Source organism: Mammaliicoccus sp. J-M40 (genome assembly GCF_022386395.1).
Lineage (GTDB): Bacteria > Bacillota > Bacilli > Staphylococcales > Staphylococcaceae > Mammaliicoccus > Mammaliicoccus lentus.
Map to the genome: position 1 here is coordinate 261382 of NZ_JAJNIQ010000002.1, position 16557 is coordinate 277938.

18 protein-coding genes and 2 pseudogenes are annotated in these 16557 nt (G+C 31.2%); 17 read left to right on the plus strand and 3 right to left on the minus strand.

What is annotated here, in order from left to right:
- Nucleotides 1-77: 77 nt before the first annotated feature.
- Together lipA and LQ688_RS03940 are read left to right on the plus strand one after the other, a co-directional pair.
- A complete protein-coding gene (gene lipA / locus LQ688_RS03935; protein WP_016999764.1) occupies nt 78-995 on the plus strand; it encodes a lipoyl synthase in 918 nt (305 codons plus the stop codon).
- 12 nt (nt 996-1007) lie between these two features.
- Nucleotides 1008-1373: pseudogene (locus tag LQ688_RS03940) on the plus strand (YutD family protein); the annotation flags it as partial.
- 606 nt (nt 1374-1979) lie between these two features.
- Here LQ688_RS03940 and LQ688_RS03945 read toward each other — a convergent pair.
- Entirely contained in the window at nt 1980-2249 is a 270-nt protein-coding gene (locus LQ688_RS03945; RefSeq protein ID WP_016999766.1) for a DUF3055 domain-containing protein, read from the minus strand.
- A 107-nt stretch (nt 2250-2356) separates the two neighbouring features.
- Here LQ688_RS03945 and LQ688_RS03950 point away from each other — a divergent pair, with 107 nt between their 5' ends.
- The 8 genes and pseudogenes from LQ688_RS03950 (at nt 2357) to dltD (ending at nt 9061) form a co-directional block, all read left to right on the plus strand.
- Nucleotides 2357-2800 (plus strand): DUF86 domain-containing protein, encoded by a 444-nt coding sequence (locus tag LQ688_RS03950; protein ID WP_070044943.1) that lies wholly within the window; start codon nt 2357-2359, stop codon nt 2798-2800.
- Nucleotides 2787-3554: a TIGR01457 family HAD-type hydrolase gene (locus LQ688_RS03955; protein ID WP_064211452.1), complete on the plus strand. Its 768-nt coding sequence runs from the start codon at nt 2787-2789 to the stop codon at nt 3552-3554. Before LQ688_RS03950 ends, LQ688_RS03955 begins: the two co-directional genes overlap by 14 nt.
- A gap of 21 nt (nt 3555-3575) precedes the next feature.
- On the plus strand, nt 3576-4541 hold the full coding sequence (locus LQ688_RS03960; protein ID WP_135031234.1) for a 2-hydroxyacid dehydrogenase: 966 nt from the start codon (nt 3576-3578) through the stop codon (nt 4539-4541).
- A gap of 251 nt (nt 4542-4792) precedes the next feature.
- Complete coding sequence (locus tag LQ688_RS14005; RefSeq protein ID WP_017001077.1) at nt 4793-4936, plus strand: teichoic acid D-Ala incorporation-associated protein DltX; 144 nt, start codon at nt 4793-4795, stop codon at nt 4934-4936.
- 15 nt (nt 4937-4951) lie between these two features.
- Nucleotides 4952-6412, plus strand: a complete 1461-nt coding sequence (dltA, locus tag LQ688_RS03970) for a D-alanine--poly(phosphoribitol) ligase subunit DltA (protein ID WP_239752639.1) — start codon at nt 4952-4954, stop codon at nt 6410-6412.
- Nucleotides 6409-7629, plus strand: a complete 1221-nt coding sequence (gene dltB, locus LQ688_RS03975) for a D-alanyl-lipoteichoic acid biosynthesis protein DltB (RefSeq protein ID WP_218729861.1) — start codon at nt 6409-6411, stop codon at nt 7627-7629. Before dltA ends, dltB begins: the two co-directional genes overlap by 4 nt.
- A gap of 17 nt (nt 7630-7646) precedes the next feature.
- On the plus strand, nt 7647-7883 hold the full coding sequence (gene dltC / locus LQ688_RS03980) for a D-alanine--poly(phosphoribitol) ligase subunit 2 (RefSeq protein WP_064205348.1): 237 nt from the start codon (nt 7647-7649) through the stop codon (nt 7881-7883).
- Nucleotides 7880-9061 (plus strand): annotated as a pseudogene (gene dltD / locus LQ688_RS03985) (D-alanyl-lipoteichoic acid biosynthesis protein DltD). Before dltC ends, dltD begins: the two are co-directional and overlap by 4 nt.
- Before the next feature lie 199 nt (nt 9062-9260).
- On the opposite strand, the gene LQ688_RS03990 reads toward dltD, so the two are convergent.
- The gene (locus LQ688_RS03990) at nt 9261-9503 is read right to left on the minus strand and encodes a NifU family protein (RefSeq protein ID WP_017001072.1); all 243 of its coding nucleotides are present in this window, start codon (nt 9501-9503) and stop codon (nt 9261-9263) included.
- Between the two features lie 108 nt (nt 9504-9611).
- On the opposite strand from LQ688_RS03990, the gene LQ688_RS03995 reads away from it, so the two are divergent.
- Complete coding sequence (locus tag LQ688_RS03995) at nt 9612-9935, plus strand: YuzD family protein (protein WP_064205346.1); 324 nt, start codon at nt 9612-9614, stop codon at nt 9933-9935.
- A 27-nt stretch (nt 9936-9962) separates the two neighbouring features.
- Here LQ688_RS03995 and LQ688_RS04000 read toward each other — a convergent pair whose 3' ends face one another.
- Entirely contained in the window at nt 9963-11027 is a 1065-nt protein-coding gene (locus LQ688_RS04000) for an NAD(P)/FAD-dependent oxidoreductase (RefSeq protein ID WP_017001041.1), read from the minus strand.
- A gap of 152 nt (nt 11028-11179) precedes the next feature.
- On the opposite strand from LQ688_RS04000, the gene LQ688_RS04005 reads away from it, so the two are divergent.
- The 6 genes from LQ688_RS04005 to LQ688_RS04030 all read left to right on the plus strand — a co-directional run bounded on the left by LQ688_RS04005 (nt 11180) and on the right by LQ688_RS04030 (nt 16543).
- On the plus strand, nt 11180-11416 hold the full coding sequence (locus tag LQ688_RS04005) for a YuzB family protein (protein ID WP_017001040.1): 237 nt from the start codon (nt 11180-11182) through the stop codon (nt 11414-11416).
- Nucleotides 11417-11429: 13 nt separating this feature from the next.
- Nucleotides 11430-11789 carry a HesB/IscA family protein gene (locus tag LQ688_RS04010; protein WP_017001039.1) on the plus strand — a complete coding sequence of 120 codons (360 nt, stop codon included), beginning with the start codon at nt 11430-11432 and terminating at the stop codon, nt 11787-11789.
- 162 nt (nt 11790-11951) lie between these two features.
- Nucleotides 11952-13166 (plus strand): NAD(P)/FAD-dependent oxidoreductase, encoded by a 1215-nt coding sequence (locus tag LQ688_RS04015; RefSeq protein WP_017001038.1) that lies wholly within the window; start codon nt 11952-11954, stop codon nt 13164-13166.
- A 63-nt stretch (nt 13167-13229) separates the two neighbouring features.
- Entirely contained in the window at nt 13230-13550 is a 321-nt protein-coding gene (locus LQ688_RS04020; protein WP_017001037.1) for a YuiB family protein, read from the plus strand.
- Between the two features lie 16 nt (nt 13551-13566).
- Nucleotides 13567-15048, plus strand: a complete 1482-nt coding sequence (locus LQ688_RS04025) for a leucyl aminopeptidase family protein (protein WP_218729859.1) — start codon at nt 13567-13569, stop codon at nt 15046-15048.
- Between the two features lie 175 nt (nt 15049-15223).
- The gene (locus LQ688_RS04030) at nt 15224-16543 is read left to right on the plus strand and encodes a Na+/H+ antiporter family protein (RefSeq protein WP_275589817.1); all 1320 of its coding nucleotides are present in this window, start codon (nt 15224-15226) and stop codon (nt 16541-16543) included.
- The last annotated feature ends 14 nt before the right edge of the window (nt 16544-16557 follow it).

The following is a 16557-nucleotide window of genomic DNA, read 5'->3' on the forward strand; positions in this document are numbered from 1 at the left end:
AAATGGGATTTTCATTTGTAACTATTTTCGGTATAATGTACGAAGATGAAAATACTAATAGAAGGGTGTTCACGTATATGGCTACTAAAAATGAAGAAATATTACGTAAACCGGATTGGCTAAAGATTAAGTTAAACACTAACAAAAACTACACTGGCTTGAAAAAAATGATGCGAGAAAAGAATCTTCATACTGTTTGTGAAGAAGCAAAATGTCCAAACATTCATGAATGTTGGGGTGAAAGACGTACCGCTACATTTATGATTTTAGGAGCAGTGTGTACAAGAGCTTGTCGTTTTTGTGCTGTTAAAACTGGTCTACCGAATGAACTTGATTTAGAAGAACCACAACGTGTAGCAGAATCTGTTCAATTGATGAATTTAAAGCATGTTGTTATTACAGCAGTTGCTAGAGATGACTTAAAAGATGCAGGTTCAAATGTTTATGCAGAAACAGTTCGTAAAGTAAGAGAATTAAATCCTTATACTACTATTGAAATTTTACCATCAGATATGGGAGGTAGCTATGAAGCACTTGAAACGCTAATGGCTGCTCAACCAGATATTTTAAACCATAATATTGAAACAGTAAGACGTTTAACTCCAAGAGTTAGAGCGCGTGCTAAATATGATCGTACGTTAGAATTTTTAAGACGTTCTAAAGAAATGTATCCAGATATTCCTACTAAATCAAGCTTAATGGTTGGTTTAGGTGAAACTGTCGAAGAAATATATGAAACTATGGATGATTTACGTGCAAATGATGTAGATATTATGACGATTGGACAATATTTACAACCATCTCGTAAACATTTAAAAGTTCAAAAATATTATACACCTTTAGAATTTGGTAAACTTAGAAAAGTAGCAATGGAAAAAGGATTTAAACATTGTCAAGCAGGCCCAATGGTGCGTAGTTCTTATCATGCTGATGAGCAAGTTAATGAAGCAGCTAAAAGAAAGCATATACTAGGTGAACAAGCACTTAATAACTAATAAGGTGATTTAATGTTAACTAAAATAGGACAAGACTATTTTGAAGTAATAAAAGATGACCAAAAATCATTCGATGAAGAAAGATTTGCAGCGCGTTATTCTGAAATCTTAGATAAATATGATTTTATAGTCGGTGATTATGGATACGAGCAATTACGCTTAAAAGGCTTTTATTATGATTCTAATAAGAAAAGTGATGCCAATAAACGATTTTCATCTATACAAGATTATTTACTTGAATACTGTAACTTTGGCTGTAAATATTTTGTCTTAAGACGATTGTCTAAAGGAGAAATTACAAAGTTAACAGCAGAAGATGCTGAATTTGTTGATGAAGAAAGTAAATTGGATAATGTGAAAATTGAACCAACAATACAACAAAATAGTAAATCCGAAAACAAAGCACACCAAATAGAAACAGAAGAAACTGAAATAGAAGAAATCAAAGTAGAAGTAGAGAACGAAGAGCAAATAGAAATTGTTGAAGAAACAATTATTAGCAAAAATACTTTGAAAGATTATTTATAAAAAATAACAAGCTGAGACATTTATTTATGTCCCAGCTTGTTTCGTTATATATAAGGACAGTAATATTTTTTTTATTGTAGTTGGATTAATGTGATAGAAAATCTAATAAGAGGCGTGTAGTTGGATTAACGTGATGGAAAATCCAATAAGAAGGTGTGTAATTGGATTAATGTCATAGAAAATCCAATAAAAGTATGTTTAGTTGGATTAACGTGATAGAAAATCCAATAAAAGTATGTTTAGTTGGATTAATGTGATAGAAAATCCAATAAGAGGCGTGTAGTTGGATTAACGTGATGGAAAATCCAATAAAAGTATGTGTAGTTGGATTAATGTGATAGAAAATCTAATAAGAGGGTGAGACAACTTTATGTCCCGCCCTCTTATTTTTATGGTTTTTTAATAGATAAAGCTAATTTTGTTTATTATTTTAATCTTTATCAAAAACTTTTTTAATTATATATCAATTACTTCATGTAAATATTCTGTTACTTCTTCGCCTTCTTCTTCTGATAAACCTAGAACATGACTGATATAACCTTCTTCTTCTAAATCGTCTTTACCAATTATGCCAAAAGTATTATTTTGTGTGTTTAATACGATTGTCTTACCGAAATGACGATCTGTATAAATTAAAGTTAAATCATATCGGCTATGTTCGCCTACAAAACCTACGAACTGAATTTTTGCTTCGCTTTGGTCGTCATATAAAAACATTTCTATCATTGTTATGGCTCCTTTATTTTAAAGCTTCGTTTATCTTATTAGTATACAGAGCAATGCCTTACAATTCAAAATTATGATATCATAATAGATGAATAGGAGGGATCTACATGTATTTTGTAGATATTAAAACACTTAATCTTAAATTAGAATATTTAGAACAACTTACACAAGATTTTGAAACAGAAAAAAATTCAAAATATGCTTTAGAAAGAATCGCTCACATGATGATTGAATCTGTGGTAGATATAGGTAATTTAATTATCGATGCATTTATTTTAAGAGATCCGGGTAATTACAAAGATGTCATTGATATTATGGAATTAGAAAAAGTATTCCAACCTACAACTGCAGAAGAAATCAGAAACTCAATTGATTTTAGAAAAGAATTAACACGTAATTATGAATCAATTAACCACGCTGAATTAAGAAAAGGTTTTGAAAAAGCAGTGCCTTTTTATAAGCAGTCTATTGTTGATACGAAACACTTTTTAGAGAATGAAAATGTAGCCGTAACTGCATTTGGAGAAGGAGATAAGAATGAAAGATTATAAAGGTTATTTAATAGATTTAGATGGCACGATGTATAAAGGTTCACAAGTTATTGAAGGTGCCATTGAATTTATAGATTATTTGAATAAAGAAGATAAAGACTACTTATTTGTTACGAATAATTCTTCAAAGACACCTGAAGAAGTAGCGGAAAAATTAAATGAAATAGGTTTTCATACTTCTAGTGAGCATGTGATTACTACAGCTATGGCGACAGCTGGATATATTAGTGAAGAATCTCCTGGTGCAACTGTATACATGGTAGGTGGCACTGGACTTAGAAAGTCACTAAATGATGCCGGATTAATTGTTAAAGATGATGAGCATGTTGATTATGTTGTAATGGGATTAGATGAAGAAATTACATATGAGAAGTTAACTGTAGCTTGTCTTGCAGTTCGTAATGGTGCTAAATTTATTTCAACAAATAAAGATGTTTCTATTCCGAAAGAAAGAGGTTTTCTTCCAGGTAACGGTTCTTTAACGAGCGTAGTGAGTGTATCAACTGGCCAAACACCTATATTTATAGGAAAACCAGAAACTATTATTATGGAACAAGCATTAGAAAAAATCGGTCATGCTAAAGAAGAATGTATCATGATAGGTGATCTTTATGATACTGATATTTTAGCTGGTATTAATAGTGGTATAGATACATTACATGTTCATACGGGTGTTACAACATTTGAAGAAATTCAGAGAAAAGAAGTGTTGCCTACTTATAGTATTAAAAACTTACTAGAAATTATTGAATAAATTGTTTAGGAGATGAGAAGAATGAGAGATAAAATATTAGTTGCAAGATTATTACCTCAAGAGTTCATAGATCAAATGAAGCAATTTGCTGAAGTAGATGTTTGGGATAGTGAGTTAGAACCAATGCCTCGAGAAGAATTTTTAAAACGCTCTAAAGAGGCTACAGTTGTCATTACCACTCTTAGTGAAAAAATCGATCAATCATTTTTCGATTCTGCTACGAATGTTAAAGGTGTTGTAAATTTAGCAGTTGGCTATGATAACATCGACCTTGAACTAGCTAAAAGTAAAGGTGTAATTGTTACGAACACACCTGATGTGTTAACTGAAACAACGGCTGAATTAGGATTCACACTAATGTTAACAGCTGCCAGAAGAATTGTTGAAGCGGTAGAATACGTAAAAGATGGAAAATGGCAAAGTTGGGGACCTTACTTGTTAGCTGGTCAGGATATTCATGGTTCTACAGTTGGGGTATATGGAATGGGGTCAATAGGTGAAGCATTTGCTAGAAGGTTAAAAGGTTTTAACTGTAATGTTCTTTATCATAATCGTTCCAGAAAAGAAAAAGCCGAACAAGAATTAGGTGTAAAATATAAATCAATGGATGATTTATTGACAGAAAGCGACTTCGTTGTATGTACAGCACCTTTAACAGAGGAAACAAAAGGTAAATTCAATAAAGAAACTTTCAGTAAGATGAAATCATCAGCTATCTTTGTAAATATTGGTAGAGGTGGACATGTCATCGAATCGGATTTAATTGAAGCTATTAAACAAAATGAAATTCGTGGAGCAGCATTAGACGTCGTTGAAAACGAGCCAATAGCAAATGACCACCCATTTTTAAATATGGATGAAATTATTGTTGTCCCACACATAGGTAGTAGTTCAATTGAAACGAGAAATAATATGGTTCAACTTTGCGTTGATAACGCAGAAAAAATTATAAATGGAGATTCACCAATTACACCGGTTAATAAATAGTTTAAATAAAAGCAGAGGATATTCTTAAATTAATAAGAATATCCTCTGCTTTTATGTTATAACATTTGGAAAATTTTAATAATATAAGTTCCTTTATATTTAGCGCTTTAAAGCTATTTAAACCTTTAAAAACGATGTAATCATATTCAATAAACTTCCTTTTAATTCAAGTTTTTTACATATTTTGATTGATAAAAATCTTAATTATACATATAATATAAAAATAGAATAAAAACAAAAGGAGATTATCAATGGAAAAAATTAGAGAATTTATTAACTCTGAGAATTTTAAACTATTTAGTTTAACCATTTTCTATTTCCTAATCATGCTTATTTTATTTTGGATTTATGCTGGTGGAAGTGCGAGCAATAATTTCATTTACAATGAGTTTTAGTAAAGGAGTATGTTTATGAGAGACGTCATAGAACAGTTATCATACATGAGCGATAATCATGGTGATAATGAAGCGATTTGCTATAGAAATAATATGATGACATATAAAGATTTAGATATTTATTCAAGTAAATTAGCAACTTTGTTAAAAGATACATCTCAGCCTCTTGTAATTTATGGCCATATGTCACCATTTATGATTGTAGGTATGATAGCAAGTATTAAAGCAGGTATAGGTTACGTTCCAATTGATACTTCCATACCTAAAGAACGAATAGAACACATTATAGATAAAGTTGAACCAAAGTATGTATTCAATACTACTGAAATTTTATTAGATAAAAAGAATATTAAACAAATAACTGTAAATGAATGTAAAGAGGCATCTATTAACCTCGAAGGTACTAAACAATTGAAGATGACAGATATTGTTTATACGATTTTTACTTCGGGGTCCACGGGGCTACCTAAAGGCGTTCAGATTACATATGATAGTTTATTAGATTTTACTGAATGGATGCTAAAACTCAATCAATTAGGCGAAGGTAAGAAATGGCTGAACCAAGCACCATTTTCATTCGATTTATCTGTAATGGCAATTTATCCATGCTTAATGTCAGGTGGTACTTTAGAGCTTGTTGATAAACAAATGATTGAGAAACCAAGAGAACTTTATGAAATGTTAAATGATAGACATATTGAGAGTTGGGTCTCTACGCCATCTTTTGTTGAAATGTGCTTATTGTTACCAGGGTTTAACGATAATACGTATCCTAACTTAAAACAATATTTCTTCTGTGGTGAGATATTCAGTCACAAAACTGCTCAAAAACTTATAGAGAAATATAAAGAAGCAACTGTTTACAATACATATGGTCCAACAGAAGCTACAGTCGCAGTGACGAGTATACAAATAACTCAAGATATACTTGATTCATTTAACCCTTTACCAGTTGGGAAAGTAAGGGAACATTCAGAGCTTAAATTAGCTGATAATGGAGAGCTCATTATTAGTGGTAGAAGTGTCAGTAAAGGTTATTTAAAAGATAAGGAAAAAAATGAAAAAGCTTTTAGAATTGAAAGCGATACAAGACATTATTACACAGGAGATAAAGCAGAGTATAAAGAAGGTTATTGGTTCATACAAGGTAGAATAGATTTTCAAATAAAGATTAATGGATATCGCATGGAATTAGAAGAAATAGAATTAATTTTAGAACGTTTGTCACAAGTTAAGCAAGCTGTTGTATCACCAATTAAAAAAGGTGAGAAAGTTCAGTATTTATATGCGACGGTTGTTTTATTAGAAAAAAGTCTTGAAAGTGATATGGAATTAATACACAAGATGAAACAAGAACTTAAACAACATTTACCAGAGTATATGATTCCTAGAAAGTTTAAATTTACCGATCATTTACCGTTAACACCAAATGGTAAATTAAATCGAAATAAAGTATTAGAGGAGTTAGAATCATGATTCCATATGGCGATTTTACTTATTTCTTTATTACTTTATTGTTGATGTTACCAGTCATAATACTAGGGTTAATTGGTAAAAGAAGTCTTATATATAATAGGTTCATCACAATTGTTATGCTCGTTCTTATTTTCTCAGACGATAATAAGAATATATTTGATAATAAGTATTTGAGCTATCAACTTATTTTCTTTACTTTATATGTTATTTATCAAGTGCTGTTAATAAAAAGTTACATTAATATCACTAAAAAAGTAAACGAATTTAAGATGTTTGCTTTTATGGTATTTCTATCAATATTACCTTTAATACTCGTTAAAGTACTTCAAAGTAGTTGGCTAGGTGAATATCAAATAACGATACATGGAAATAAAGTGATAGAATTTATAGGTTTCTTAGGGATTTCTTATATCACATTTAAGACAGTCCAATTAATAATGGAAATACGCGATAAAAGAATTAAATCAATAGAAGTATTAAAATTAATAGATTTTATCACTTTCTTTCCAACTATTTCATCAGGACCAATTGATAGATACAAAAGATTTATTAAAGATGAAAATAAAATTCCATCAGGTGAGGAATATTATAATCAGTTAATCAAAGCTATCCATTTGGTATTTATGGGATTTTTATATAAATATATTATTGCATTTTATATAAATGAATTAGTCTTAAAAACGATACCAATTGAGACAGATCATACGTTTTTAAATTACTTATTTTATATGTATGGTTATAGTTTTTATTTATTCTTTGATTTTGCTGGTTATAGCTTATTCGCTATCGCATTTAGCTATATGTTCGGTATTCAAACACCTATCAACTTTAATAAACCTTTTCAATCTAAGAATATTAAAGATTTTTGGAATAGATGGCACATGAGTTTGTCATTCTGGTTTAGAGATTGCGTTTATATGAGATTTGTATTCTTTGTTTCAAAAAAGAAACTAATTAAAGATAAATTGCTTATTTCTAATTTAGGATTTTTATTAAACTTTGCAATTATGGGTGTGTGGCATGGAATTGAAATAAATTACATACTATATGGTTTATATCACGCAATGTTGTTCATAGGTTATGGCTATTACGAACAATGGCGAAAAAAACATCCACCTAAATTTAATAATAAAGTAACCAATTTTATAGCGATACTAATTACATTCCATAGTGTTGCATTTGGATTTTTATTATTCTCAGGAAAGTTAATACATTAAAAAAAGGGAGTTAAATTATGAGTTTTGAAGAAAAAGTTTTAGATATATTAGCAGAAGTTGCAGAAAATGATATTGTTAAAGAAAATCCAGATATTGCAATATTCGACGAAGGTATAATAGATTCATTCGCTACAGTTGGATTATTAATAGAAATTCAAAATAATTTAGGGATTGACGTTACAATTACTGATTTTGATAGAGATGAGTGGGCAACACCAAATAAAATCATAGAAGTGCTTAAGGAATTACAATGAAAATAAAGCTAATATTACCATTAATTTTTAGTGGTATACTGTTTGGTCTATTTCTATTAATGCCAGTAGAATGGTTTTCTGCGTTTTCAAAAAGTGAAAATATCAATAAAGAAGCTACCTCATTAAATGATTCAATATTAAAAGGTGTACACTCGCAAACTGAAATGTTACAAAGTAGAAAATACTATCCCATTTTTGGTTCTAGTGAATTAGAGAAACAAGATATATTTCATCCTGCGTACATACTGAATGATAAAAATGCTAAACTCAAACCTTATTTAATTGGTACAGGCGGGTCTACTGACTTGATTCATGCTGTAAATATTGGGAGCCAATCTCATAACCTAAAAGGGAAAAAATTAGCGATTATTATTTCACCTCAATGGTTTACGAATTATGGTTTAACTAACGATAATTTTAGTGCGAGATTCTCTCCATTACAAGCAGATCATTTATTTGTTAGTGAAACATTAAGTCCTGAAATAAAGAATAGATTTGCTAAACGATTGATAGAATTTAAACAATTAAAATCTGATCCTTATTTAAAATCTATTATTAAATCGAAAAATCATCAATATAAAGAAGGCACTTTCATGAATAATTTTGAATACAGTATTCATGAAAAGCATGATGCATTGAAATCTCTTTTTGGTAAAGAAAAGTCACCTTTACAGCACTCGCACAATAAACATTTTTAAAAAATGGATTGGGAAACAATGAAATTATATGCTTCTCAATATGGTGAACAAAATTCAACCTCTAATAAATTTGGTATGAACGATCAATATTGGAGTTTATTAAAACAACAAAGGAAACGTTTTAATCGAAGTTATGAATTTAATAAAAACTCAGTAGAATTTGATGATTTACAGTTGTTAATAGATACATTGAAAGAAGCAAAAGCAGACCCTTTATTTATTGTTATACCTGCTAACGGTAAATGGTATGATCATATACACGTTGATAAAATGAAGAGAGAAGCGGTATATCAAAAAATAAATCATACAATCACTTCGAATAATATGAAAGTTTATGATTTAACTGACAAAGAATATGAACCTTATGTAATCACTGATGCAGTCCATATTGGATGGAAAGGTTGGGTTTATATTAATGAGCAAATGTTGAATCATATAAACGGAGAATACAACGAAAATGTGAGTAGAAAATACAATTAATAATTCAGACAGAAATAATTATCACTACAAAAACAGTAGAAATTCATTATAAATATTGAATTTCTACTGTTTTTTTATTTAAAAAATATTTTGAAAGCTTGAAATTAAAAAAGGATTTATCCATTAGATATTCTAATGGATAAATCCTTGACTCTCTATAGATGTCTTATATATTTAGGTTTATTATTTTATGATTAAGTTAGAATACTTGTTCGACTTCAACGACACCAGGTACTTCTTCTAATAAAGCACGCTCTATGCCAGCCTTTAATGTAATAGTAGAACTTGGGCAAGTACCACAAGCTCCTAATAGGCGTAATTTAACAATCCCATCATCCACGTCTACTAATTCACAGTCGCCACCATCTCGTAATAAGAATGGTCTTAATTTCTCAAGTACATCACTAACTTGATCAAACATTGTTTGTTGTTCGGTAGTCATATATTAATACTCCTCTCATCAAGTGTTATTAGATACATTAATCTTATTAATCTATTATAATAGAAATAACGTAAAAAATCTATTTATGGAACTAGGAGGATTTTATAAATGTCCAAAGCAAGTATTGTCGTATATGGTGCAGATGTTATTTGTGCCAGTTGTGTGAACGCACCCTCATCAAAAGACACTTATGAATGGTTGCAAGCTATACTAGGGAGAAAATATAATCATATAGACTTCGAATTTACGTATATTGATTTTATGAAACAAACTGAAAATTTAACCGATCATGATCAACAATTCATTGAAAGAATAAAAGAAGATGAATTGTTTTATCCGCTTGTTACAATCAATGATGAATTAGTTGCAGATGGTTATATTCAACTCAAACCGATTACAAAATTCATAGATGAACACGTGGATGAGAAATAAAAAAGTAGCAGAATTCTGCTACTTTTCTTATCCGTTATGATATTTATATAACCATAGAACACCAGACTTAATAACTCTTGCTAATCGACCGGTAACAGTCTGTTCCATTAAGTAGGCAAAGCCTTGTTTTTCTCCTAATGAGCCCACAAATCCTTGTGGTTTAAGTTCTGGCATTTTTTCTGGTAATGGTTTATTTGCCCATTTTAGTTTCATTACTTCAGCAATTTGATCAGCTTGTATTTCTGCTAAATATGCACTCGGTGCATGTGGTAAAGCTGCACAATCACCAACAATATATACATTTGGATATGTCGGAATTTGATGATATTGATTGACGATAACTCTACGGCCGTCATTAGTATCGACCGGTAAATTTCGAACGATTTCTACTGGTTGAATACCAGCAGTCCAAACTACTAAATCTATGTCTTGAGCATCATCGTTATTGTATAATTTACCCGGCTCAACTTTCGTTATATTTGATTCAGGAATGACTTCAACATTATGTTTAGCAAACCATTTTTCTACGAATTTACTTAATTTTTCTGGAAATGCTGGGAGAATTCTTGCACCTCTATCAAATAATTTAATTTTGATATCTTCTCTGCTCTCACGTAGTTCACTTGCTAATTCAATGCCGCTTAAACCGGCTCCCACAACCCCAACAGTAGAACCACTTGGTAAGTCAAATATTGCTTGGTACGTTTTTCGTGCATTTTGGATAGTTTGAATACTGTGTGTGTATTCTTTTGCGCCAGGAACATTGTGATATTTATCTTCACAACCCAGACCAATTACAAGTTCATCATAGTCGACTCTTGTGTCTCCTACAGAAATAATTTGATTGTCTAAATCAATATCTGTAATTTCCCCATATACGGTATTGATTTTCTTGTCATTTGGAAAATTTACTCGAATTTCTTTGTCTGGTTTTGTACCTGCTGCTAAAGTATAAAATTCAGTTTTTAAACCGTGAAATGGCATACGATCAATCAGCGTAATTGAATAATCGGAAGGTAAAGCGTTAGGGATAATTTCCTTCATCAAACGCATATTACCGTATCCGCCCCCTAATAATACTAAGCTTTTCATCGTTATTCTCCTTTGTCCATAAATCAAATTTCTATAAATTTGTATGTATATATTTTATAATATATAAGTATACATTTAGTATAATCGTTTTTGGCATAAACTACAATGAATGTTAAAATAGATAATGAAACGAAAGTGAGTAGGTGAATACATTGAACCCGATTGTCGAATTTTGTATATCAAACTTGGCTAAAGGCGCTGATGTAGTGTTTAACAAGCTCGACAATGATCCAGATGTAGACGTACTAGAATATGGTTGTCTACAAAATTGTGGACCATGTGCAAGAGGGTTATATGCATTAGTAAATGGCGATATGGTCAAGGGCGAGACACCGGAAGAATTACTAGAAAATATATATAGTCATATAGAAGAAAATTGGATTTTTTAAGGAGGAATAAATTATGTCAACAGTAATTTTAACTGAAGCAGCAGCATATGAAGTTAAGGATATGATGGAAAGTAATGGTATGCCAGACGGTTACTTAAAAGTTTCTGTTAAAGGTGGAGGTTGCACAGGTTTATCTTACGGAATGTCAGCAGAAGAAGAACCATCTGAAAATGACATGGAATTAGAATTTTATGGTGTGAAAGTCTTAGTAGACAAAGAAGATGCACCAATTTTAAATGGCACTACAATTGATTTCAAAACATCATTAATGGGTGGCGGATTCTCTATTGAAAACCCGAATGCAATTGCTTCATGCGGTTGCGGAAGCTCATTCAAAACTAAAACTGTAACAGGTACACCAGAGAATTGTTAATCCCTTAATATTAATAGTGTGTGACACTTGAAATTGTATTGATAAAAATATACAATATACTTTGTATGTAAAGAGTATTAGAATTGCTTGTGACAAAAAACACAAAGTGACACGACATCCCTTCAGGTGTCAAACAATATTTAGAAAGTATAGGTGAAAATAATGGGATTTGAACGCAAAAAAGTTCTTGTATTAGGGGCAGGATATGCAGGCTTACAAACTATAACTAAATTACAAAAATTAGTTTCTAACCAAGATGTTGAGCTTACACTTATTAACAAAAATGACTACCACTATGAAGCTACATGGTTACATGAAACTTCAGCAGGTACGTTAAATTATGAAGATGCTTTATACCCAATAACTTCAGTAGTTGATAGAAACAAAGTAAACTTCGTAAAAGCAGAAGTAACTAAAATTAACAAAGATTCTAAAAATGTTGAAACATCAAATGGTGTATTTGATTACGACATTTTAGTTGTTGCGTTAGGATTTGAAAGTGAAACATTTGGAATTGAAGGTATGAAAGAACATGCTCTTCAAATCGAAAACATTAATACTTCTCGTCGTATCGCGAAACATTTAGAAGATAGATTTGCAAATTATGCTTCATCTAAAGAAAAAGATGAAAATGATTTAGCTATTCTTGTAGGTGGCGCAGGATTTACTGGTGTTGAATTATTAGGTGAATTAACTGAGCGTGTTCCTGAGTTGTGTAAAAAATACGGTGTAGATCAATCTAAAGTGAAAATCACTTGTGTTGAAGCAGCACCAAAAATGTTACCAATGTTCTCAGAAGAATTAGTTGATTACGTTGTTCAATACTTAGAAGCTCGTGGTGTAGAATTCAAAATCTCAACTCCAATCGTTGCTTGTAACGAAAAAGGCTTCGTAGTAAAAGTAAATGATAAAGAAGAAACATTAGAAGCTAACACTGCTATATGGGCTGCAGGTGTTAGAGGTAGCAAACTAATGGAAGAATCATTTGATGGCGTTAAACGCGGTCGTATCGTTGTTAAAGACGACTTATCAATCGATAACTATGACGATATCTTCGTTATTGGTGACTGTTCAGCAGTTATGGTTGGTGAAGGCGACAACAAACGTCCATTACCAACTACAGCACAAATTGCTATGCAACAAGGTGAACACTTAGCAGAAAACATCAAAAACATCTTCAATGGTGAAAAAACTGAACCATTTAGTTACGATGACAAAGGTACTGTTTGTTCTCTAGGTAGCCGTGATGGTGTTGGTGTTGTTATGGGCCGTGAAATCACTGGTAAAAAAGCAGCATTCATGAAAAAAGTTATTGATACTCGTGCCATCTTCAAAATCGGTGGACTTGGTTTAGCCTATAAAAAAGGTAAATTTTAATTGCAAGATAATTAAGTAAGAGACCTGCATTAGGCGGGTCTCTTTTTTTAAAGGAGGTTAGCCATGATATCTTTACCACAAGTCATTATATCAATGGCATTGTTTTTCGTATTATTCTTTGGTATTGCTTTTATATTGAACATGCTACTAAAAACAACATGGTTGATGGTTATATTATATCCATTGGTTATATTTGCTATCGTTGATAAAATATCAACAACAATGTATTTCACTAATCCTTCTACAGCATTTTCAAAGTTATTAACTGGAATAACACATATACATACTGCAGATATTTTAATGCTAGGTTCTGGATGGGTTGGCGCAATAGTAGCTGGTTTTGTTATTCGTAATTTAAGAAGAAGCGGTTATTCAATGTTTTAAAAAAGGGGAAATATATATGAAATTACAAATTGAAAAACAGTATTCTACAAATAATCATCCGATTGTTATAGGTTGTCCGAGTCATTTAAATCAAATGCAAAATTTTGATGAAGTAAATAACATATTAAATAACCAATTAGATGATATGAAAAAACAACAAGTTATAAGCAGTGAATTAGGAGAAATTACGTCTTCTGCTGTCATCATCGATAATCAAATTGTTAAATTAATATCTGTTGGTTTAGGAAATTTAAAAGAAATCAAAGAGAAAGATTATCAAAAAATTTATGGTCAATTAAGTCGTTATTTAAGCTTGAATAAAATTGAACAAGTTAATTTATTAGATAACACATTCGTTTCTCAAAATGTCACGAATGAATCACGCTTATATCATCTTGGGTGGATGTCTCAACAATCAGTATTTAATTTTGATAATTATAAATCTAATAAATCTGCTCCAATTGAAACTAAAGTCACGTTTATAACAGAAACGAATGATGATATTTTAACGAGTTTCAAACAAGGAGAAGTGCTAGGAGATAGCATTAATTTAGCACGTACTTTCTCTCAAACACCTCCAAATATATTGACGCCTGAATATTTTGCTAATCAAATTAAAGTAAACTTTGAAGATACGAACGTAGAAGTTTCTATTAAAGATGAACAAGCTATTAATGAAGAAGGTTTCGGTCTAATAGATGCAGTTGGTAAAGGATCTATTAATCCTCCGAGGTTAGTAACGTTAGAATATAAAGGTTCAGCTGATGCTCCAATAGCATTAGTTGGTAAAGGGGTAACGTATGATTCTGGCGGTTACCAAATTAAATCAAAAACAGGTATGCCTTCAATGAAATATGATATGAGTGGTGCTAGTAATGTAGTTGCAATGATGAATGCTGTAGCTCGTTTAGAATTGCCAATTCATATTGTAGCAGTGTTGCCATTAGCAGAAAATATGATATCTAATAAAGCTATGAAACCAGACGATGTATTTACATCCTTAAGTGGTGAAACGGTTGAAATTACGAATACCGATGCTGAAGGAAGACTTGTACTAGCAGACGGTGTCACTTATGCTAAACAATTCAAACCAGAATTAATTATGAACTTTGCAACGCTAACGGGTGCTGTTGTAGCTGCGTTAGGACTTGGTAAAACAGGTATATTCTCTAGTGATGCCGACCAATATTTAGATGCAGTTAAAGAAGCTTCTAAATATTCAAATGAAGTGAGCTTTGAGTTACCAATTACTGATGAAGAAAAGCAAGATATTCAATCTTCGGATGTAGCTGATTTAACAAACTGTGTTTTAAATAAACATGGTAAAGCGTTATTTGCAGCAGCTTTTGTGACGCATTTCAGTGAAGACGTACCTCATTTACATTTTGATATTGCTGGTTCTGCTGATACAGAAAAAGATACTTATCGTGGACCAAAAGGTGCAACTGGTGCTATGATTCCTACTGTACTTCACTTTTTGAAAAATAAAATAAAATAAATTATAAAAAGTAATCCTGTTCTATTAATTTGTCGAGCAGGGTTATTTTTTTATAGTATTTATCTGAAAATTTAGAATTAAGCAGCTGTTATTGACATGTTTTCAATCAACTGATATGATAAGTTCATCATTTTACTTTATCGTGGTAGAGAGTTAAAGAACAGGAGAGGGTTTTTTGGAAATAAATGCAGTGTTAGTAGCAGTTATTATTATGATTATACTTTGTTTATTAAGATTAAATGTAGTATTAAGTATATTTATTGGCGCTTTAGTAGGCGGATTATTAAGTGGTATGTCTCTAGACAAAGTGATTGCTACTTTTGGAACGTCTATTGTTGATGGGGCTGAAGTTGCTTTATCATACGCGCTATTAGGTGGATTTGCAGCTTTAATATCATATAGCGGTATAACAGATTATATCGTCGGAAAAATCATACAATCAGTGAAAAAGGAAAATTCTAAAGATAGCAGAGTAAAAATAAAAATCATTTTAGTTGCAAGTTTACTTGTTATCTCAATATTGAGTCAGAATATTATTCCTGTTCATATTGCATTTATTCCAATTCTTATACCTCCATTAATCAGTTTATTTAATGAATTAGAAATGGACAGAAGACTTATTGCTACAGTAATTGGCTTTGGACTATGTTTCCCGTATATATTATTACCATACGGATATGGTCACATATTCCAGTCCATCATTTTTGATTCATTTAAAAAAACAAATATTGATATTGCTTTTAATGATATTTGGAAAGCAATGCTCATTCCAAGTATGGGATATGTATTTGGTTTAATTTTAGCCATCATCATATATTGGAAACCTAGAAAATATAAAAAAATTAAAGTCGAAGAAGACGAAGAAATTGGAAAATTAGAAACATACCCTCTAGTGGTTACGGTTATTGCCATTTTAGCTACTTTTATAGTGCAGACTTTTACAGAATCTATGATATTCGGTGCGTTAGCAGGTATTTTAATCTTTTTCTTCTCTGGATTATATAAATGGAGAGACTTAGATGCTAAATTAGTAGAAGGTATTCAAATTATGGCTTATATCGGTGTCGTAATTTTATCAGCAAATGGATTTGCAGGTGTTATGAATGAGACACATGAAGTTGGTGCGCTTGTTAAGAGTTTAGCGACTATTACAGGAGACAACAAAGCGTTTAGTATCATTATGATGTACTTAATAGGTTTAGTTGTAACGTTAGGAATAGGATCATCATTTGCGACAATTCCTATCATTGCAAGTTTATTTATACCATTTGGACAAGAAATAGGATTAAGTGCAATGGCGCTTATAGCTGTCATAGGTACAGCAGGTGCATTAGGAGACTCAGGTAGTCCAGCGAGTGACTCAACATTAGGACCAACTGCAGGATTAAATGTAGACGGGGAACATGACCACATTAGAGATACGTGTATACCTAACTTCTTAATTTATAATATTCCTTTAATCATATTTGGTTTCATTGCTGCTATGGTATTATAGTGGTGAATGGGGGA

What these genes read in the sequence shown, in the direction of transcription:
- lipA (WP_016999764.1), top strand. Translation starts at nt 78, where the DNA reads ATGGCTACTAAAAATGAAGAAATATTACGTAAACCGGATTGGCTAAAG.
- LQ688_RS03945 (WP_016999766.1), bottom strand. Translation starts at nt 2,249, where the DNA reads ATGATAGAAATGTTTTTATATGACGACCAAAGCGAAGCAAAAATTCAG.
- LQ688_RS03950 (WP_070044943.1), top strand. Translation starts at nt 2,357, where the DNA reads ATGTATTTTGTAGATATTAAAACACTTAATCTTAAATTAGAATATTTA.
- LQ688_RS03955 (WP_064211452.1), top strand. Translation starts at nt 2,787, where the DNA reads ATGAAAGATTATAAAGGTTATTTAATAGATTTAGATGGCACGATGTAT.
- LQ688_RS03960 (WP_135031234.1), top strand. Translation starts at nt 3,576, where the DNA reads ATGAGAGATAAAATATTAGTTGCAAGATTATTACCTCAAGAGTTCATA.
- LQ688_RS14005 (WP_017001077.1), top strand. Translation starts at nt 4,793, where the DNA reads ATGGAAAAAATTAGAGAATTTATTAACTCTGAGAATTTTAAACTATTT.
- dltA (WP_239752639.1), top strand. Translation starts at nt 4,952, where the DNA reads ATGAGAGACGTCATAGAACAGTTATCATACATGAGCGATAATCATGGT.
- dltB (WP_218729861.1), top strand. Translation starts at nt 6,409, where the DNA reads ATGATTCCATATGGCGATTTTACTTATTTCTTTATTACTTTATTGTTG.
- dltC (WP_064205348.1), top strand. Translation starts at nt 7,647, where the DNA reads ATGAGTTTTGAAGAAAAAGTTTTAGATATATTAGCAGAAGTTGCAGAA.
- LQ688_RS03990 (WP_017001072.1), bottom strand. Translation starts at nt 9,503, where the DNA reads ATGACTACCGAACAACAAACAATGTTTGATCAAGTTAGTGATGTACTT.
- LQ688_RS03995 (WP_064205346.1), top strand. Translation starts at nt 9,612, where the DNA reads ATGTCCAAAGCAAGTATTGTCGTATATGGTGCAGATGTTATTTGTGCC.
- LQ688_RS04000 (WP_017001041.1), bottom strand. Translation starts at nt 11,027, where the DNA reads ATGAAAAGCTTAGTATTATTAGGGGGCGGATACGGTAATATGCGTTTG.
- LQ688_RS04010 (WP_017001039.1), top strand. Translation starts at nt 11,430, where the DNA reads ATGTCAACAGTAATTTTAACTGAAGCAGCAGCATATGAAGTTAAGGAT.
- LQ688_RS04015 (WP_017001038.1), top strand. Translation starts at nt 11,952, where the DNA reads ATGGGATTTGAACGCAAAAAAGTTCTTGTATTAGGGGCAGGATATGCA.
- LQ688_RS04020 (WP_017001037.1), top strand. Translation starts at nt 13,230, where the DNA reads ATGATATCTTTACCACAAGTCATTATATCAATGGCATTGTTTTTCGTA.
- LQ688_RS04025 (WP_218729859.1), top strand. Translation starts at nt 13,567, where the DNA reads ATGAAATTACAAATTGAAAAACAGTATTCTACAAATAATCATCCGATT.